Annotated in this window: 17 protein-coding genes; 10 read left to right on the top strand and 7 right to left on the bottom strand. The window is 43.4% G+C overall.

What is annotated here, in order from left to right; genetic code table 11:
- Positions 1 to 16 precede the first annotated feature (16 nt).
- The 3 genes from IDJ76_RS21275 to IDJ76_RS20010 are packed head-to-tail and all read right to left on the bottom strand — an operon-like array spanning position 17 to position 4481.
- Entirely contained in the window at positions 17 to 712 is a 696-nt protein-coding gene (locus tag IDJ76_RS21275) for a CatB-related O-acetyltransferase (RefSeq protein ID WP_191166007.1), read from the bottom strand.
- A 7-nt stretch (positions 713 to 719) separates the two neighbouring features.
- Positions 720 to 2078 carry a lipopolysaccharide biosynthesis protein gene (locus tag IDJ76_RS20015; protein WP_191166005.1) on the bottom strand — a complete coding sequence of 453 codons (1359 nt, stop codon included), beginning with the start codon at positions 2076 to 2078 and terminating at the stop codon, positions 720 to 722.
- A 9-nt stretch (positions 2079 to 2087) separates the two neighbouring features.
- The gene (locus IDJ76_RS20010) at positions 2088 to 4481 is read right to left on the bottom strand and encodes a GumC family protein (protein ID WP_191166003.1); all 2394 of its coding nucleotides are present in this window, start codon (positions 4479 to 4481) and stop codon (positions 2088 to 2090) included.
- A gap of 402 nt (positions 4482 to 4883) precedes the next feature.
- Here IDJ76_RS20010 and IDJ76_RS20005 point away from each other — a divergent pair, with 402 nt between their 5' ends.
- Positions 4884 to 6902: a M13 family metallopeptidase gene (locus tag IDJ76_RS20005; protein ID WP_191166001.1), complete on the top strand. Its 2019-nt coding sequence runs from the start codon at positions 4884 to 4886 to the stop codon at positions 6900 to 6902.
- A 55-nt stretch (positions 6903 to 6957) separates the two neighbouring features.
- On the opposite strand, the gene IDJ76_RS20000 is transcribed toward IDJ76_RS20005, so the two are convergent.
- Complete coding sequence (locus IDJ76_RS20000; protein ID WP_224746424.1) at positions 6958 to 7866, bottom strand: hypothetical protein; 909 nt, start codon at positions 7864 to 7866, stop codon at positions 6958 to 6960.
- A gap of 234 nt (positions 7867 to 8100) precedes the next feature.
- Here IDJ76_RS20000 and IDJ76_RS19995 point away from each other — a divergent pair, with 234 nt between their 5' ends.
- The 6 genes from IDJ76_RS19995 to IDJ76_RS19970 all read left to right on the top strand — a co-directional run bounded on the left by IDJ76_RS19995 (position 8101) and on the right by IDJ76_RS19970 (position 13729).
- Complete coding sequence (locus tag IDJ76_RS19995; protein ID WP_191165997.1) at positions 8101 to 9693, top strand: glycerol-3-phosphate dehydrogenase/oxidase; 1593 nt, start codon at positions 8101 to 8103, stop codon at positions 9691 to 9693.
- Positions 9694 to 9731: 38 nt separating this feature from the next.
- Positions 9732 to 11246, top strand: coding sequence for a glycerol kinase GlpK (gene glpK / locus IDJ76_RS19990; protein WP_191165995.1), 1515 nt, complete (start codon positions 9732 to 9734; stop codon positions 11244 to 11246).
- Positions 11247 to 11271: 25 nt separating this feature from the next.
- The gene (locus tag IDJ76_RS19985; RefSeq protein ID WP_191165993.1) at positions 11272 to 12003 is read left to right on the top strand and encodes an MIP/aquaporin family protein; all 732 of its coding nucleotides are present in this window, start codon (positions 11272 to 11274) and stop codon (positions 12001 to 12003) included.
- Positions 12004 to 12100: 97 nt separating this feature from the next.
- Complete coding sequence (locus tag IDJ76_RS19980) at positions 12101 to 12568, top strand: pyrophosphohydrolase domain-containing protein (protein ID WP_191165991.1); 468 nt, start codon at positions 12101 to 12103, stop codon at positions 12566 to 12568.
- A 23-nt stretch (positions 12569 to 12591) separates the two neighbouring features.
- Positions 12592 to 13224 carry an HAD family hydrolase gene (locus IDJ76_RS19975; RefSeq protein WP_191165988.1) on the top strand — a complete coding sequence of 211 codons (633 nt, stop codon included), beginning with the start codon at positions 12592 to 12594 and terminating at the stop codon, positions 13222 to 13224.
- A 31-nt stretch (positions 13225 to 13255) separates the two neighbouring features.
- The gene (locus IDJ76_RS19970) at positions 13256 to 13729 is read left to right on the top strand and encodes a DinB family protein (protein ID WP_191165986.1); all 474 of its coding nucleotides are present in this window, start codon (positions 13256 to 13258) and stop codon (positions 13727 to 13729) included.
- A gap of 103 nt (positions 13730 to 13832) precedes the next feature.
- Here the strand turns inward: IDJ76_RS19970 and IDJ76_RS19965 are convergent, their stop codons facing one another.
- Positions 13833 to 15014 carry a proline dehydrogenase family protein gene (locus tag IDJ76_RS19965; protein WP_191165984.1) on the bottom strand — a complete coding sequence of 394 codons (1182 nt, stop codon included), beginning with the start codon at positions 15012 to 15014 and terminating at the stop codon, positions 13833 to 13835.
- A gap of 147 nt (positions 15015 to 15161) precedes the next feature.
- Here IDJ76_RS19965 and IDJ76_RS19960 point away from each other — a divergent pair, with 147 nt between their 5' ends.
- Genes IDJ76_RS19960 through IDJ76_RS19950 form a run of 3 tightly spaced genes read left to right on the top strand, consistent with a single transcriptional unit; the run spans position 15162 to position 17337 of the window.
- Positions 15162 to 15368, top strand: a complete 207-nt coding sequence (locus IDJ76_RS19960) for an RNA-binding S4 domain-containing protein (protein WP_191165982.1) — start codon at positions 15162 to 15164, stop codon at positions 15366 to 15368.
- 2 nt (positions 15369 to 15370) lie between these two features.
- The gene (gene aroB / locus IDJ76_RS19955) at positions 15371 to 16423 is read left to right on the top strand and encodes a 3-dehydroquinate synthase (protein ID WP_191165980.1); all 1053 of its coding nucleotides are present in this window, start codon (positions 15371 to 15373) and stop codon (positions 16421 to 16423) included.
- A 2-nt stretch (positions 16424 to 16425) separates the two neighbouring features.
- Positions 16426 to 17337: a sterol desaturase family protein gene (locus tag IDJ76_RS19950; protein ID WP_191165978.1), complete on the top strand. Its 912-nt coding sequence runs from the start codon at positions 16426 to 16428 to the stop codon at positions 17335 to 17337.
- Between the two features lie 8 nt (positions 17338 to 17345).
- On the opposite strand, the gene IDJ76_RS19945 is transcribed toward IDJ76_RS19950, so the two are convergent.
- Together IDJ76_RS19945 and IDJ76_RS19940 are read right to left on the bottom strand one after the other, a co-directional pair.
- A complete protein-coding gene (locus IDJ76_RS19945; RefSeq protein ID WP_191165976.1) occupies positions 17346 to 17744 on the bottom strand; it encodes a type II toxin-antitoxin system VapC family toxin in 399 nt (132 codons plus the stop codon).
- A 343-nt stretch (positions 17745 to 18087) separates the two neighbouring features.
- Positions 18088 to 18480, bottom strand: coding sequence for a DUF1801 domain-containing protein (locus IDJ76_RS19940; protein ID WP_191165974.1), 393 nt, complete (start codon positions 18478 to 18480; stop codon positions 18088 to 18090).
- Positions 18481 to 18588: the final 108 nt, after the last annotated feature.

Here is an 18588-nt window from a genome sequence, read left to right as displayed (position 1 = left end):
CTAATTAAATACACCATCACGCCTCATTTAAATCCGCATGTGTAAAATCCTCTATATCCCAGAATTTGGAAATGTTTTTTTGCACCCACTCCTCATCTTTGTCCCACCAACTGGTTTCCAACAGACAAATTATCTGGTCATCATCAAATCGTTTTTTAATAAACTTAGCAGGCGTACCGCCAACAATCTCAAACGGGCCAACATCCTTTGTAACGAGGGAGTTTGCTGCGATTATGGCGCCGTCGGCTATATTTACACCGTCTATAATGATTGCATTTGCCCCTATCCAAACATCATTACCGATAGTTACAGGGCTGTAATTCCTGAATTTTTCTTCCTTACAATAATTGCGCAGCATATTTACCTGGTTATTGAATGTAACCGGGTGCGTGCTCACAAAAACGGATGTTGGATGCTTACCGGGTGCTATCTTTACATTGGGGCCAATGGAGCAATACCGGCCAATTGCGGCATTAAGCACATAGCTATAACTGTTTACATAGGAGAAATCTCCCATAGAGCAGTTGATCAGCATACAGTGCTCTCCCACAATATTATAGCGCCCAAATGTAACATTGCTAATCCTGCTCAAATAACCTATCCTTAAATGCTGCCCCCAATGATTAATTTGATACCAGCCCTTACATTTTAACCAGCTTAAGTATTGCCCAAGCGGGTTGTAAAGAAAAGATCTGTCGAAAAATTTCATCATATGACGCTCATTTATTAAAGATCCCTGTAGCCGTTCCGTTCACTATTTTATTGGCCTGGATCTGAAAAACCAGCCCCATTACTGTGCATATCAATAAATTGGATAATACTATCCCTTGTAAACCTATTTGTTTACCCAGCCATATAGATAGTGGAACGTTGAGCACTGCACTCGCGATGATGACGTACAGCTGCAATCTGATCTTGCCCAAACCATTCATCAGGTACACATTAGTGGCTTGCCACATGCAAGCTATGATGTAAAAACACATAAGTACCGAAAGCGAGAACGGTACAAAATGGTCTTTACCGAGCCAAAGCCTGTACAGGACGGGCGACAATGCCAACAGTAAAAGTGTAAGCAAACTAAAGGCGCCAAATATCTGGGTAATCTTTTGCAGGGTGCTTTTTATCCAGGCATGCTCCTGCTTTGCAAAGGCTTCGGTAAATGCGCTCCAAAGCGGGGCAACCACCAGGGTAAGCAGCATCAGCATTACCGAAAATAGCTTATAAGCCATATTAAAAGTGGTTACATCGGCCGGGCCAAACAACTGTGTTATGACGATATTATCCGTCTCGTAAACAATGATGATACCGAACTGGATCATCAGAAATATGCTGCCGGTACCCAGCAATTCTCCGGCATGTTTCATTTTGATAAAACCAAAGCTGGGTGCTATCATTTTATACCGCCCCCTGTATAGCCATATACTGGCAACAGTGAGCACTACTAATGGGATACCGGCCATTGCTATTAATAGTATATTTAACGAGCCGGGGATGGTTTTTGTGAGTATAAATATGACCAGTAACACCAGCGCCTGCCCTGCCACATTGATCAATGTACTATCGGCGGTTTTTTGATCGGCACCCAACACCGTATGCATCAGCTGGATGATAAACTGTAAAAAAAACAGCCCTACCATCAACAGCACTAAATTATTTAAACCTGTGGTAGCGCCCGAATTGAGCACACTTGTCCAGTTAATATAGGGGTTAATTAGGTAGAAAAGCAGAAAGAATACTGACAGTACAATTAATAACACAGCATATGTGGTACTCACGTAAATACGTGCCAATTCGTAATTATTTGTTGCCAGGGCAGTTGCAAGTTTGTTTCTTAATCCGCTGCCCAGGCCCAAGTCAAAAAAAGCCGCCCATACCATAATTGAGCTTAAAGTTAACCAAATACCAAACTGAGCAGGGTTAACATAATTGATGGTAAGCGGCAGCAATACCAGAGAGATAGCAACACTGCCCCCCTTTAAAAAAACAGACTTTATAATATTTTTTTTAGCTGTTAAAGTACGCTGATGCCCCCTGGTAAAAAAATCAGTAACAGTGTTTTGGATAGTTTGCAACATCATAGCGCTTTATTACTTCAGGCTTACCTTTAATTTGTTATAGGCAGTTGTTAACTTGCTGGGATTTGGCACGTTATCATATCCATAATTATCAAAGCCATAACCATAGCCGGTTATACTGTTCTTTTGAATTTCAATATCATTTACTACCATATACAAGCGTTTAGCCTTCTTGGTCTTATAAAGGTCATTAACTATCCCCAACTGAGATTTGTAAGTATAATTTTGCCTTACCACATAGCAGGTTACATCGGCAAAATCTTCAATAATAAGCGCATCTGATACTAAACCTACCGGCGCACTATCTATGATGACGTAATCGAATTTAGTTTTCAATTCATCTATCAGTATTTTGAGATGATCGCCCATTAGTATCTCGGCAGGGTTGGGCGGTATAGGCCCCGATGATATAAAATAAAAGTTCTCGTTAAATGTTGACGGCTGGATCAGGCTGTCTATGTTACCCTCACCGTCAGCTACATAGTTTGTAAAACCATAATTAGCAACTATACCCATGTTTTTTAACAGCCGCGGTTTGCGCAGGTCTAACTCCAGCAAAACAACCTTTTTTCCGGATAGGGCTATTGAATTACCCAGGTTAAGAGATATGAAAGATTTACCCTCACCACTCATGCTAGATGTAAACAATATCACATTTGATTTTCCCTTCTCTGTTACGTACTTTAAATTGGTACGCAAAGCCCTTATCTCTTCTGCAATAACAGATCGGGCATCGTTGTAAATCAGGTTCTTCTTTTTATTCGGGTTACGGCTTATTTCCCCTAACAGCGGCACATCCGTGTGTTTAATAATATCCGCCTTAGAATTGATCCTCACATTCAGCATTTCTTTAATACTTAAGCCGGCTGCAGGCGCAAGCAACCCGGCAAATAAAGCGAGGGAATAGATCAGTGATTTTTTTGGGGCGAACGGCGCATCGCTGCTCTCCGCATCGTCAAGGATACGGCAGCTGGATATGGTGGCAGTTTGCGATATAGCAGTTTCCTCGCGTTTTTGAAGCAGGAACAGATATAACTCCTGCTTTAAACTTTGTTGCCTTGAATAATCGAGATATAGTCTTTCCTTAGTTGGCGCGTTAGAGATCTTGTCTTCTATCAATGAGTTTTGTTTCCTGAAAGCCGACTGGGATACCTGCAGGCTGTTCCGGTAGTTTCTTAGGCTGGTTAAAAGTGTTTGCCGCGCCAGATCTATTTGCTGGTTTAGGTTTTGTATATAAGTACTGCCTTCTACAAGCGATAGCTTAAGCTGTTCTTTATGCAGCAGCATTTCATTATAGGCATTTATTGCGCTACCAAAGGCAATATCCTTAGTAATGAGCGAACTTGGTATAACCTGGTTGTTATTTTCGTTATTTACGTACTTGTACAGATCGTTGGCTACCGCAAGTTGTACTTCATTATCATTTAGCTTATTTTGGTATTGCGTTGCCCCCTCAACCAGCGCCTTTGATTGTGCGGTGATATCTGATATTTTATTCTCCTTTTTGTAAACCTCCAAATTTTTCTCAACCCTATTTAGTTCACCGCCAACTACAACCAAGCGTGTATCGATAAACTTCATGGTACTATCGGCGATGCGTACTTTATTAGAAAGGTTGTTTTGTAAATAAACCTTCATGAGCATTTGCATGGTTTTCTCACCCCCGGCAGGGTTACCCGCGCTTAACTGCAGGTTGATAACCGTTGACTGCTTATCATCTATACTTACATTCAGCCTGTTTTCCAGGTCTGTCGCGCTTTGCTTAATTGATTCAATTTTAATGAGGTAGTCGCGTTTTGCAATATTAAAATAGGGCGTTTTGTTTAATGTTAAGCTATAACCGGGCAATGTAAGCGGGCGGCCAAAATCACCCTTTAACTGTATATCCTGTTCATCATCCGTTAATTGGTACTGGCTATTGTTTAATATCCGGACAACAAGCCTGTCGGTCATTACCGGCTCTTTTTTATAAGATGTGATTGCAATGAACGGCGAATTGTCAAAAAGCTCAGTCTTACCTATAAACCTTTTCTGATAAATATGAATATTGGATTTTAAGTTGACTACTACTTGTTTCAATAACCCCCTGGATTTAAGAACCTTAACCTCATTGCTCGCGTTGCTCTTCATATCAAAAAGTGAGGCCAGGTCAGAATTCAATCCGCTGGTGAGGGATTTAGAAGTAGAAGTTTTATCGTCATCAACGATTATCTTACCCAATACGTTCCACTGAATCGGTAAGTACTGAATGTAGAAGAAAGCACATATGAGGCTGATGATGATGCCTGCCACAAAAACGTACCAGTAATTAACGCATGTAGCCAGCATATTCTTGAAATCGCCAAGGCTCTCTTCTTTCTTATATGTAAAATCCAGTTTTTCGGCTAAAAGATCTGTATTATTCATCTGCACATCGTTTGGAGCGTTAGTTGATCCCTTTTACAACTGGCGATGATTTGCCATTTGAAAGTTAACATAGCGGAAAGTTAGGCAAGTAAAACGAATGTGGTGATGTTACAGCAAGCTTTGAACGAAGTGAACATGGTATAAACAGTGAACAAAATAAATAGGGTTGAGTCTGCGGAATTTAAGGGCAAAAAATCAGATAGAATTGAATGCTTCTCTATTCGCAAAGTCGCGATATTGGATTAAGCTTAAATAAGCTAAATGATTTAAATTTATTATAAAAACAATTTATTTCACTATTCAAATAACAACCGTTCATCCCTAATCAAATACAACAAATTTACCCGGCTTACCATTTTTATAATATGCGGAAAGTATTATCTTCAAGCAAATTTTCAAACCATGAATAAATTAGTTAGCCTGTGTTTTATATTGGTGTTTTTAAGTGCGTGGAATAATTCAATTGCCCAAAAGAAGAATTTTGTCGACGTAGCGGGAATTGACCAGTCTATTAAACCGGGCGATAACTTTTTTCGGTTTGTTAACGGGCGCTGGTACGATACAGTAAAAATTGCCGGTGACCAATCGGGCGTGGGTTCATACAGTTTTTTGAACATACCGCAAAAGAAACTACTGCAAAACATCCTGGATAGCGTTTCAAAAACCAGGAACGTTTTGGGTAGTATTGAGCAAAAAGTGGGCGACTTTTATGCGTCCGGTATGGATACTTCAACTTTAAACAGGCGTGGTTATCAGCCTATCAGGCAAATACTTATGCGGATTGATGCGATCAATGATGTACCGGCGCTGCTTAAATTTGTAGCCGCTGAACTAAAAGCTGGTAACCGGTCAATTATCGGCTTTGGCATTTCTCCCGACGATAAAAATAGCGGGATAAATATAGCCCACGTATACCAGGCCGGTACTAACTTACCCGAAAGAGGTTATTATTTTAAAACAGATTCGTCTACTATTCAAATTCAGGAAGCTTACAAAAAGTATATCAGCACCTTATTTCAGTTAACAGGGAGCAATCTTGCGGCGGCCAACAAAAATGCAGCGATTGCCTACGGTATTGAAAAGCAAATCGCTTTATCGCACAAAACCAACATTGAGTTAAGGGACGTTAAAGCCAATTACCACAAAATGGCCGTCGCTGCTATAAACAAAACACAACCAAATATCGGATGGGCAATTTTATTGGCCAACCTGGGCGCAAAAACCGATTCTATCGATGTAGGTCAGCCCGCTTATTATGAAAAATTAAACGCGCTGTTAAAATCCATTTCCTTAAATCAGTGGAAGATATACCTAAAAGCAGGCACCCTCGCAAACTATGCAGAAACCCTCGATAAACCATTTGTTGATGCGTCATTTGAATTTGGTAAAATGCTATCCGGGCAGGACGTGCAAAAATCACGCAGGCAGATCATGACCGAGAGCGTCGATAACTATTTGGGGCAGGCTTTAGGGCAGCTGTACGTGAAAAGATATTTTAATGAGGATTCAAAAAAGCGCGTACTCGCATTAGTAAACAACCTGCAGAAGTCGTTCGAAAACAGGATCAATCAATTGGATTGGATGAGTGACAGTACCAAACTAAAGGCTAAAGAGAAATTATATGCCATCACCAAAAAAATAGGCTACCCGGATAAGTGGCGTAATTATGATAAGGTACAGATCAATAAAGCCCATTACTTCGAAAACGTCCTTTCTCTCAACCAAAACGACTATCAGGTTGAATTGGCAAAACTGAACAAACCGGTTGACAGAACAGAATGGCACACTACACCTTCTACAGTTACTGCATATTATAATCCGGCGCTTAACGAGATCGTTTTCCCGGCAGGTATTTTACAATATCCTTACTTTGATTTCTCGGCAGATGACGCGATCAATTATGGTGGTATCGGGATGGTGATAGGCCACGAAATGACGCATGCTTTTGACGATCAGGGCGCACAGTATGATAAAGATGGCAATGTAAAAAACTGGTGGACAAAAGATGATTATAAAAAATTCAAGGAAAAAACTACCCAACTCGCCAGCCTTTATGGTTCATTTACTGTTTTAGATACCGTTCACATCAAAGGGGCTTTAACGCTGGGCGAGAATACTGCCGATAATGGTGGCGTAGCTATAGCTTACGATGCCTTTAAAATGACGCCGCAGGGAAAAGATTCTGTTAAAATTGACGGCTTTACGCCAGACCAACGCTTCTTCCTTTCTATCGCCAGAATCTGGAGGGTAAAAACAAGGGATGCGTTCCTGCGCACCTATGTAAACACCAATCCGCATTCGCCGGCCATGTGGCGCGTAAATGGCCCGTTAATGAACTTTGCTCCCTTTTACAAGGCTTTTAACCCACAACCTGGTGATAAGAACTACAAACCCGAAGATAAAAGAGTGAAGATCTGGTAACAATGCAGGCCAGCTATTGATGCATCGGTTACAATTAATTTTAACTGTTGCTGATCTATTGATCGGAGTTCTTAAATCGCCCCTTGTAAACCCGCATCAGTTTTTCTAACTGATTGCGGTTAGTGGCAAATAAAGTTATATCAATGTTGGCTATGCCGCTCATATAATTAAAATGTAAAGTATATTTCATCCCACGACGGCCCTGCGATACTTGTTGCACTTCTTCGTCATAAATAGTGTCCCAGCTTAAAAATCCGGTTTCAACGGTAAATATCGCTTTACTATTCAGTATGATTTGGGCTTCATGACGGAGCAGATCACGTAACGTAACAAAAATCCAGTATATTGGAGCAAGAATAATAGCGATGCCGATTAGGGTTGTGATAAGTGATGATGGCTGCCTTAAAGAAAAATAAGTTACAGTAATTCCTATACCCATAAATATCAAACCCAGCAACATATTGAATATCAGATAAGGTGTCGAAAAGTATATCGTGGTTTCGGGCGGTACATTGTGGTCATCTATAAAAACTTCAGGAAAATTGGCCCGCTCCTGTAATTTTCGCCAATCCGCGCGTTCGGCGGCAGACTGTATCTGTAACTTATCCATAAAACTCCCATACGCAGCGTACAAATTGGCGCGTACAGCCACTCTTTTTAACTCATGCACGTTGTTAACGTTATCAAACGCCCAAAGTTTCCAGCGTGTGGTACGTTTACTCCACAACCTAAAAGGCAGATATATACCTAATAAAAATGCAAAAACTAAAACTCCGCTAATTACCAACCACACATTACCGCTAATGGCAGGGCCATCCATTAAAGCGATAAAAAATAAAGCCAAAATGAAAAGGAAAAAAAACAACCCTGCCAACAAGAGTATCCTGGGCCATAAAAGCATCTGCCTGCCCTTTGTGAGTGCCTCATCTACCGATATCAATTCTTTTTTTTGATAAATGCTCATCACATTAACATTTAATTTGAATGGACGCCTGAACTATTTAGGCAATAGTCCGCCAGGATTTATAAACGGTTTACAAACAAAACGGTTTTGATTTGCTGTAGGAACAATTTCGTCTTTGATAGTTAGGCATTAAAAACATTACGCAGTCAATTTCACTCAACCCTGTAACCGGCAAAATAACCGATATTTGATTAGCAGATTTAAAATTTACTGCTAAGTAAATCACACAAGATCATGATAGCCATCGAAAGAAATAAATTAACACAAGCCCTCAACGATGCGGGTAAAGTTTGGGATGTGATTGTGATAGGCGGCGGTGCAACTGGCCTGGGCACTGCGGTTGATGCAGCTGCTCGCGGCTATAAAACATTACTATTGGAGCAGGCAGACTTTGCCAAGGGCACATCCAGCCGGAGCACCAAACTGGTACATGGCGGGGTGCGTTACCTGGCGCAAGGTGATATCGCATTAGTTAGGGAGGCACTGTTCGAACGCGGCCTGTTACTTAAAAATGCAGCCCACCTGGTAAAAAACGAATCATTTATCATCCCTAATTACGAATGGTGGGGCGGTGCCTTCTACTCCATCGGCTTAACATTATATGATTTATTGGCCGGGAAACTGGGTTTTGGCCGCGCCCGGCACATTTCAAAACAACAAGTGATCGGCAGGCTGGCTACTATTCAGCCAAAAAGTTTATATGGCGGCGTAGTTTATCACGATGGCCAATTTGACGATGCCCGGCTGGCGGTAAACCTGGCGCAAACAGCGTTGGAACAGGGAGCTACGGTATTAAACTATTTTAAGGTAAATGATTTACTAAAAAATAATAACGGGAAAATTAGCGGCGTAACTGCTACCGATACGGAGACAGATAAAACATATACCATACAAGGCAAAACAGTAATCAATGCCACCGGGGTTTTTGTCGATGATATTTTGACCATGGATAAGCCCGAAAGTAAGCCCATAGTTAGGCCAAGCCAGGGGGTACATATCGTGTTAGACCGCTCATTTATGCCGGGCGAAGATGCCCTGATGATCCCCAAAACAGATGACGGCCGGGTTCTTTTTGCTGTGCCCTGGCATGATAAGCTGGTGGTGGGCACTACCGATACGCCTATTGATGAGCACAGCCTGGAGCCCGTAGCTTTACAAGAGGAAATTGATTTTATTATGCGCACCGCCGCTAAATACCTGACCAAGGCACCAACCCGTAAAGATGTGTTGAGCGTGTTTGCCGGTTTGCGCCCATTGGCTGCCCCCGAAAAAGGCTCATCGAAAACCAAAGAAATATCGCGCAGCCATAAACTGATCGTTTCCGGATCTGACCTCATCACCATAACAGGTGGCAAATGGACCACCTACCGCCGGATGGGCGAAGACACGGTGAACAAAGCCATTAAAGTAGGCGGCCTCACGCCCTACCTTACCCAAACAAAAACATTAGCTATACACGGCAGCAAGGCCAATGTAGACCGTAACGATCATTTATACGTTTACGGAAGCGACCAGGGTGACTTGATCGCATTGAGTAAAGAAAATGCTGCTTGGCAGGAAAAATTACACGCGCGCATGCCGTATATAAAAGCCGAGGTGATTTGGGGTGTAAGATTTGAAATGGCCCGCACAGTTGAGGATATTTTAGCCAGGCGCGTAAGGGCTTTGTTCTTAGATGCCCGTGCCGCCATTGATATGGCCCCCGCCGTAGCCGCCCTAATGGCTACAGAATTGAACAAGGACAGTTCCTGGAGAGAAGACCAGGTAGCTGCCTTTACAAAAATGGCTCAAACTTATTTATTAGAGCCGTATCATCCAATTGTTTAATTTAACCCGACCGATTATAAACCTAACGAACTAATCTTATGGAAGAATATATTTTAGCCCTTGATCAGGGTACCACAAGCAGCCGCGCCATTGTATTTGACCACAGCGGCAAGATCAGGTCCGTGGCGCAAAAGGAGTTCGCGCAAATCTTTCCGCAATCGGGATGGGTGGAACATGACCCGAACGAGATCTGGGCTTCCCAGGCCAGTGTAGCTGCCGAAGCAACCGTTAAGATGGGAATTAACGGCACCAGCATCAAAGCTATCGGCATTACTAACCAGCGCGAAACAACTATTGTATGGGACAGGGCTACGGGCGTAGCGATTTACAATGCCATTGTTTGGCAGGACAGGCGCACCGCCGCATTTTGCGATCAGTTGAAAAAAGACGGTAAGGAAGACCTGATCCGGTCAAAAACCGGGTTGGTGATCGACTCCTACTTCTCGGGCACCAAAATAAACTGGATCCTGGATAATGTGGAGGGCGCGCGCGACCGGGCAAACGCAGGCGAGCTGGCCTTTGGCACTGTAGATAGCTGGCTGGTATGGAAATTTACCCGTGGCAAGGTGCACGTTACCGATGTTACCAATGCCTCGCGCACCATGTTATTTAACATTCGCACTCAACAATGGGATGATGAGTTACTGGCCCTGTTAAACGTTCCAAAAAGCATGATGCCCGAAGTAAAGCAATCGAGCGAGATCTATGGCGAAACCGCAACCACCATATTTGCTTCAAAAATACCAATTGCCGGCATAGCGGGCGACCAGTCGGCCGCGCTTTTTGGCCAGATGTGTTTGGAGAAGGCCATGGTAAAAAACACCTACGGTACAGGCTGTTTTATGCTGATGAATATTGGCGATGAATTTATCGAGTCGAAAAATAACCTGTTAACTACCGTGGCCTGGAAAATAAATGGCAAAATTCAATATGCCTTTGAAGGGAGTATATTTATTGCAGGGGCTGTAGTACAATGGCTGCGCGATGGTTTAAACATCATCAAGTCATCGGCAGAAGTTGAGGCACTTGCCCTAAGCGTGCCCGATACCCAGGGCGTATTTTTCGTCCCCGCCTTTGCCGGCCTGGGCGCGCCCTACTGGAAGCCTGACGTACGCGGGATTATTGTAGGTTTAAGCAGGGGTACCAACACCGGGCACATTGCACGTGCAGCAACAGAATCTATCGCTTACCAAACTATGGATGTGTTAAAGGCGATGGAGGCCGACTCGGGTATGGAGATTAAAGAATTGCGGGTTGACGGGGGTGCAACAGCAAATGACCTGCTGATGCAGTTTCAATCCAACCTGTTAAATTGTAAAGTGATCAGGCCTACCATTGTTGAAACTACGGCCCTTGGTGCGGCTTACCTGGCCGGGCTGGCCGTTGGGTTTTGGAAAGATGTGGAAGAGATAAAACAGCTTTGGCAAGCAGAGAAAGAGTTTGTACCTAAAGAAGACCGGGCAAACATCAAGAAGGGCATCCATGGATGGAAAAAGGCCATCCATACCGCGCAATGCTGGAGCGACGATGTTGTTGAAGATAACCTGGTTTAATAGTTCACGTTAAAAACTTATCAATATGTCTCCATTTATTGCAGAGTTGATTGGCACTATGTTAGTTATCCTCTTAGGCGATGGCGTAGTGGCCAACGTAATTTTGAATGATACCAAAGGTAATAACAGCGGCTGGATGGTGATCACCACCGCTTGGGGTTTAGCCGTTTTTGTAGGGGTTACGGTTGCCGGGCCATATAGCGGCGCACATTTAAACCCTGCGGTAACCATCGGCCTGGCCATTGCGGGCAAATTTGCCTGGGCGCAGGTATTACCCTATATCGCGGCGCAGTTTATCGGTGCTGTTATGGGCGCATTTTTAGTTTGGATAATGTATTTTGATCATTTTAAGCGCACTAACAATCCCGCAGGGATCCTGGCGGTATTTTGTACAGGCCCCGCTGTGCGTAATTATGTTTCAAATATAGCCAGCGAAGTAATTGGCTCGTTTGTACTCATCTTTACCGTCTTTTACATCACCGGCGCCGAAATTACTTCGACAAAAACGGCAATTGGTTTAGGCACTGTTGGTGCTTTGCCCGTTGCGTTGCTGGTATGGGTGATAGGCCTTTCGTTAGGTGGAACAACCGGCTACGCAATTAACCCGGTGCGTGACCTGGGCCCGCGCCTGGTGCATGCGCTTTTACCTATAAAAAACAAGGGCGGCAGTGATTGGGCTTATGCCTGGATCCCTATTTTAGGCCCTATTGCAGGAGCAGCACTGGCGGCGTTAGCATATCTGGGGATACGGAGCTAAATATTAATTCCGGCTGTGAACGCAATCATCAAATAGCATTTCTTAATCGAAATTTGCCAACTTTATTTACTTTTGATATTACATACAAAATCTTACCATGCAGGAAGCATCTTCATTAAATTCAGTGGCCGAGTTTCACAAAACCTTTAAACACCCTATTTTACAACAGCCCGCAATCCCTTCGGCCGCCAGGTGTGATCTGCGCGTATCCCTTTTAGCCGAAGAGGTAAAGGAACTGCAACAAGCCATTGCCGACAATGACCTGGTAGAAATTGCCGATGCCCTTTGCGATATCCAATACGTGTTGGCTGGTGCTATTTTGGAATTTGGATTAGGCGATAAGTTTAAACAACTATTTGACGAGGTGCACCGCTCCAACATGAGCAAAGCCTGCCATACTATAGAAGAGGCGAATGAAACAGTTGAGCACTATCGCGTAAACAAAGACAGCGAATCGTACATCAAAGAAGAAGACTCTAAATTTTTAGTATTCCGTACGGCAGATAACAAAACACTAAAATCTATCAATTATTCGCCGGCAGATTTAAAGGGGTTGTTGTTATAATTATTTGCCGAATACGTCGAAATATGCAAAACATTAAAAACGTGATATTTGATTACGGCAACGTAATATTCAGTATCGATTTCCGCAAAGCGCAGCAGGCTTTTAAAAACTTAGGCATTGCCAATACCGAAGAGTTTTTTGGCCACCGCCAGCAGGATGCCATTTTTGATCAGTTCGACCGCGGCGAAGTTACCGAGCACGAGTTCCGAGCTTATGTCCGCGAAAAAATTGGCAACCCCGCCGTTACCGACCAGCAAATTACGGATGCATGGAACAGCCTCTTATTGGGCATCGCCCCCGGCAATCATGAGTTGCTTTTAAAGTTTAAAGCAAAATACCGTACCTTTTTGCTGAGTAACATCAATGCAATTCATTACACGTATATTATGAATTACCTGAAAAGCGATTTTGGTTTTGATGATAACGAGCACCTATTCGAACGTACCTATTACTCGCACCTGGTAGGTAAGCGCAAACCGGAGATTGACTTTTTTGAAAAGGTGCTTGCAGAAAACAACCTGAAGCCAGAAGAAACCTTGTTTATTGACGATAGTCCGCAGCACCTGGAGGCTGCCCGCACTTTCGGCATCCAAACGTTTTTAATGACTGCGCCGGATACGCTGGCTGCATTTGCAGCGCGCGAACATTTGGTATAAATTGTGGTTTGATTATTGCGTTTGAACAGCCATGCAAACAACCCTTTTACGTCAATATCAGCTGGTTACAGGTGCACGGGCCGCCTTGTTCAATTATTGCGAAACTGTTAGGAATGATGACCTTTTAACACCGCTGCCATCTTTCAATGACGAAAGCATGATAAGCCAGATGACGCATGTGGCCAATTGCTATTTGTTTTGGCTGGCGCATTACGCCATGCAAGATCACCGGCCGTTTTTTCAAAACCAGGCAAACAAAAGCATGAATGATGTGAAGCAGGATTACGAACAGGTTAACATGATGATCAATGAATTCCTGCACAAATACGGCCAGGCTTTAGATGTCCCCATCACCTTTCTACGTCATGGTAATATGCTTACCACCACCCCGCTGCAAGTTTTTACCCATGTTACCACGCACGAGTTTCATCACAAAGGGCAGGTATTGAATATGAGCAGGCAGCTGGGTTATATTCCTGCGGATACGGATGTTATTAGAACGTAGCGAATAAAATGTCATTGCGAGAAGCCCAGCGACGTAGCAATCTTAGAGGACAAGTTGATATGCTGAGATTGCCACGCTATCGCTCGCAATGACACGGTTTTAGTTACCTCGCAATTCTTCTCTTCTTCTCTTTTACAATCAACCCCAGCTCACGGCTCATTTGGCCCGCTATGGCCGTATTTTCCTGCGCACGGCGGAACAGATAGGGCAGCACGGCTTTAATTGGCCCGTAAGGCACGTATTTAGCCACATTGTATTTAGCGTTAGCCAGGTTAAAACTCAGGTTATCGCTCATGCCCAAAAGCTGTGAAAAATACACATGCGGGTTTTTGTGATCTATCTGTTTTTGATCCAGCAGATCGGCCAGCAGGCGGCAGCTGTCTTCATTGTGGGTACCTGCCACAAAGGCTATCCGGTCTACATGGTCGGCACAAAAAACAAGCGCGTCGTTATAATCGCGGTCGGTTGCCGCTTTGTCGGGCTGTATGGGCGGTGGGTATCCTCGTTCCTGCGCCCGTTTACGCTCTTTTTCCATATAAGCCCCGCGCACTATCTTAGCCCCCATTAAAAAGTCTTCCTCTTCTGCTACGGTAAAATCAGCAATGATTGACCCTAACTTATCATGACGGTACAACTGGTATGTATTGTAAACAATGGCTTTTTCCTTGTTAAAAAAGCGCATCATGTTTAGTGCCAGCGTATCTATCGTTTTCTGGATCCAGCTTTCTTCCGCATCTATCATCACTGGCACATCTTCAGAATGCGCCATTTCACAGATCGCCAAAACCCGGTCCTGTATCTTTTGCCATTCTATTTGCTCATCCACATTCAGCTTTAAACCCTCGTCCAGTTTCTCTAAAAGCGAAAACCGGCCTACCCCGGTAACTTTAAATACGGTAAGCGGAATGGCTTTATCTTGCGCAGCGCGTTCAATGGTGCGGATGATTTCGTCGCGGGTGCTATCGAAAACGGATTCGTCGTCCTCCCCTTCTATCGAGTAATCTAAAATAGTACCCACCCCACCGTCAGCCAGGTTCTTGATGGTATTGCTGCACTCTGCTATAGTTTCGCCACCGCAGAAATGTTTGAATATGGTTGCTTTGATCAGCCCTTTGATGGGCAAGCCGATGTTAATGGCAAAATTGGTAATGGGCGGGCCTATCTTCACCAAAAAGTTCACGTTTATTACCCTAAACAGCCAGTAGGCTCGGTTAAGGTCGGTATTGGATGAATGGCGAAAGGCGATCTCGGTATTTTCGAAGGACAGTTTGTTGTTAGAACTCATGTGTTTTTTTAGTTCATGGACCATAGCTCATAGCTGTTTCATGGCTGGCCATGACCTATGAACCATTAACTATGATCCTTATGAAGTATTGTGCAAAATTATAAAATGATAACTCATTATTACACGAATAGTTTATTTTTGCCCCCCATGATTGAATTTAAGTTGGAAGGCGACTATATCCCGATGATACAACTGCTTAAGGCAGCAGGTTTGGTGCAAACCGGCGGTGAAGCCCGGATAGTGGTGGAGCACGGCGAAGCGGTGTATAACGGCGAAGTAGATTACCGCAAACGCCTTAAAGTGAAACAGGGCGACGTGGTTGAGTTCCGCGGTCAAACCATCAAGGTGATATAACAATGGATACCATACAGAGCAACAATTACCCCATATATTTTAACGACAGTATCACCCAGCTTGCTAATTTTGTTAAGCAGGGCAACTACACTAAAGTTTTTATCCTTACAGACGAGAATACAGGGGAGCATTGCCTCCCCTTGGTGCAGGAGCAGTTAGGCGATACCTTCGACCTGATTGAGGTGAACGCAGGCGAAGAAAGCAAGACCATTGATTTTTGCATCGGGATCTGGAAAATGCTGATAGATTTTGAGGCCGACCGCGGCAGCCTGCTCATCAATTTAGGCGGCGGTGTAATTACAGATATGGGCGGCTTTGTAGCGTCAACCTATAAAAGGGGGATCGACTTTGTGCAGGTGCCTACCACACTCTTGGCACAGGTAGATGCATCGGTAGGCGGGAAAACGGGTGTAGATGTGGATGGCATTAAAAACATCATCGGCACTTTTACGCAACCCAAAGCCGTATTTATGGTGGCTGATTTTCTTCAGACTCTACCCGCAAGACAAATCCTCTCCGGCCTGGCCGAAATGCTAAAGCATGGCCTCATCTGCGATGCTGCTTACTGGGATGAATTAAAAACAAGCGACCTTACCGTGCCGACTGCCGCGCTGGTTTACCGTTCTGTACAGATTAAGAATGAGGTGGTGATTGACGATCCTCACGAAAAAGGCATCCGCAAAGCTTTAAACTTTGGCCATACGGTTGGCCACGCGGTAGAAACCTATTCTTTACTGAACGATGAAGACCACCTGAGCCACGGCGAAGCGATTGCCATCGGTATGATCTGCGAGGCTTGGTTATCTAACAAAAAGATTGGTTTGCCGGATGCCGAACTGGCCGAGATCACCTCGGTTTTAAGCAACCTATATCCCAAACATCACATAGCGGCTGATTGCCATACTGAACTTTACAGCCTGATGCAAAAGGATAAAAAGAACCAGGGTGGTAAAATAAATTGCACCTTACTGACACATATAGGGCAATACAGTGTTGATAATATCTGTACCGAAGACGAACTTTGTGACAGTTTAAAATATTACGCAGCCCTTTAAAAATGCCCCATTTAGATGCCCGTAACCAAGCCGTAATTGTATTGGTTGGTTTGCTGGTAATGCTTACCCTTATTGAGATGTGGTTAAGCTACCGCGAAAACCGCCATTATTACGAAAAGCGCGATACCTTTACCAATATTTATTTAACCGCGCTGGCGTTTGTGCTAAACCTGGCGGTTAACGGCAGCACGTTTTTTATCCTGAGCTTTTGTTACCAATACCGTGCGTTTCAGATCAGCAATATGCTGGCATACTGGTTTGTGCTGGTAATAACGCAAGATTTTTTGTACTGGGTGCTTCATTACACCGGCCATTATTGTCGCATGTTTTGGGCCATGCACGTAACGCACCATTCGTCAGAGCATTTTAATTTTACTACGGGTTTCCGCTCAACGGTGTTCGAGCCTTTGTACCGGACGTTTTTCTATCTGCCGCTGGCATTCATGGGTTTTAACCCGATAGACATTCTTTACGCTTACCTCGTTACGCAGCTTTATGGTAATCTGGTACACACCCAATACCAAATCCCGTTGCCAAAATGGTATGCCTTTTTATTTGTAACACCATCGCACCACCGGGTGCACCATGCATCAAACATCCCCTACCTGGATAAAAACATGGGCATGGTGCTGATCCTGTGGGACCGCCTATTCGGTACTTTTTATGAAGAAAACCCGGCCGAGCCTGTTAAATACGGCCTTACCCACCAGCCCGAAGATACCGGCCCGGTCAACATCCTTTTCCACGAATGGAAAGCATTATTGCACGATGCTAACAACGCACCGGGGTGGAAAAATAAATTAAAATATTTTGTAAAGCCCCCCGGCTGGAGCCATGATGGCAGCACGCAAACGGCTAAAGTGATGCAAAGGAATTATGCTATAGAACGCGGGTATCATCAGGATGCCGCATAAGTTTAAACTTAAGAAGCCCAGTTTTCTATAACAATATTATTGAGCCGCTCGAAATCAGACACGTTCCTGGTTACCAAAACCAAATTGTTTGATATAGCCGTAGCTCCTATTAAAAGATCAAAATCATCTAATATTCTACCGGCTTTCTTCAACCTTGCTTTTTCAACTGCGTAAATATCTAATGAATTAAAAATTGGAATAACCGTAAACCATTGTTGTAGTTGATTGATTTTTTCTAAATTTTTATCGGGAAATTCGCTATTAGCTGCTCCAAATTTCAATTCAGCGATGGTTATTTCAGAAAGGAAAAATCTGTCAACTCCTATGGCCTCTATTTTTTCAGCGATTTTAAATAACCCCTTCAGTAGATAGATACAGATATTTGTATCAAGCAGATATTGGCTCACAGAGATTCTCGGTCATTTATGAAACTCCTGTTATTTTTCAGATCCGAAATAAGCAACTCTGCATCTTTTTCAAGTATAAAATCGCCGGTAATAGAATTTAACGACTTCTTTTTTTGATCTTGTTTCACGTTCAACGAGTTAGAAAGCGCTGAAATCAAGTCTCGCTTATTGTCAGAACTCAAATTTTTTAAAAGTTCTAAATAACCATCTATAAGCCTTTTATTAATACTTGCCGCATGCATATAAAATTCGTTTTTGCTCCTTAGTTTCAAATATACGAAATCTTAAGTTATTTGTAAATGAGGAGTTTGATTAAAAATCAACTTCACAACTAACTCATTAGCTACTTTTTCTTCCTGTTCGCCAATACCTCGGCGATGTTAATCCCGGCGCAATCTGCAATCAGGTCGCCGGCAATGGCTACAGGCAACTGTTCGGCCTTGGTAAAATTGATACAGCCTTTTTGCACTTTGGCCGATGGAAGTAAAGCAAAGTACTTAGCATACAATTCGGCATCCAAATAGATAGGCAAACAATGTAAAGACATATGGGCCTTACCATTAGCCAGCGCGTACTTCATGGTATCGCTTTGTTTGTAAATGATCATATCCTTACCCATCATCGGCTCTAAGATGAACGACACCGACGGATCGTTCGCTATGATAACTTCGTGTAGGGAACGCAATATCGTTTGCCTGTTCTCGGGTTGTTGGCTAATGTATTCTTCTACTGTCATGGGGCTTGGGTTAATGTAGGTAAGTTACAAATAATCAACTTACAGATGTAATTATTTATGTGTTAAGAATGATTGTAAGTATTGGATTAAGTTACCGACTAATTTTAT

It is taken from the genome of Mucilaginibacter glaciei (assembly GCF_014773245.1).
In the GTDB taxonomy this organism is placed as follows: domain Bacteria; phylum Bacteroidota; class Bacteroidia; order Sphingobacteriales; family Sphingobacteriaceae; genus Mucilaginibacter; species Mucilaginibacter glaciei.
The sequence above is the reverse complement of the archived record's forward strand: the minus strand, read 5'-3'. Positions and strand labels throughout refer to the sequence as shown.

Excerpts from the sequence above, each read along its gene's own strand:
- IDJ76_RS19985 (WP_191165993.1), top strand. The coding sequence starts at position 11,272 with ATGTCTCCATTTATTGCAGAGTTGATTGGCACTATGTTAGTTATCCTC.
- IDJ76_RS19975 (WP_191165988.1), top strand. The coding sequence starts at position 12,592 with ATGCAAAACATTAAAAACGTGATATTTGATTACGGCAACGTAATATTC.
- IDJ76_RS19940 (WP_191165974.1), bottom strand. The coding sequence starts at position 18,480 with ATGACAGTAGAAGAATACATTAGCCAACAACCCGAGAACAGGCAAACG.
- IDJ76_RS20015 (WP_191166005.1), bottom strand. The coding sequence starts at position 2,078 with ATGATGTTGCAAACTATCCAAAACACTGTTACTGATTTTTTTACCAGG.
- aroB (WP_191165980.1), top strand. The coding sequence starts at position 15,371 with ATGGATACCATACAGAGCAACAATTACCCCATATATTTTAACGACAGT.
- IDJ76_RS19950 (WP_191165978.1), top strand. The coding sequence starts at position 16,426 with ATGCCCCATTTAGATGCCCGTAACCAAGCCGTAATTGTATTGGTTGGT.
- IDJ76_RS20005 (WP_191166001.1), top strand. The coding sequence starts at position 4,884 with ATGAATAAATTAGTTAGCCTGTGTTTTATATTGGTGTTTTTAAGTGCG.
- IDJ76_RS21275 (WP_191166007.1), bottom strand. The coding sequence starts at position 712 with ATGATGAAATTTTTCGACAGATCTTTTCTTTACAACCCGCTTGGGCAA.
- IDJ76_RS19995 (WP_191165997.1), top strand. The coding sequence starts at position 8,101 with ATGATAGCCATCGAAAGAAATAAATTAACACAAGCCCTCAACGATGCG.
- glpK (WP_191165995.1), top strand. The coding sequence starts at position 9,732 with ATGGAAGAATATATTTTAGCCCTTGATCAGGGTACCACAAGCAGCCGC.
- IDJ76_RS20010 (WP_191166003.1), bottom strand. The coding sequence starts at position 4,481 with ATGAATAATACAGATCTTTTAGCCGAAAAACTGGATTTTACATATAAG.
- IDJ76_RS19970 (WP_191165986.1), top strand. The coding sequence starts at position 13,256 with ATGCAAACAACCCTTTTACGTCAATATCAGCTGGTTACAGGTGCACGG.
- IDJ76_RS19965 (WP_191165984.1), bottom strand. The coding sequence starts at position 15,014 with ATGAGTTCTAACAACAAACTGTCCTTCGAAAATACCGAGATCGCCTTT.
- IDJ76_RS19980 (WP_191165991.1), top strand. The coding sequence starts at position 12,101 with ATGCAGGAAGCATCTTCATTAAATTCAGTGGCCGAGTTTCACAAAACC.
- IDJ76_RS20000 (WP_224746424.1), bottom strand. The coding sequence starts at position 7,866 with ATGAGCATTTATCAAAAAAAAGAATTGATATCGGTAGATGAGGCACTC.
- IDJ76_RS19960 (WP_191165982.1), top strand. The coding sequence starts at position 15,162 with ATGATTGAATTTAAGTTGGAAGGCGACTATATCCCGATGATACAACTG.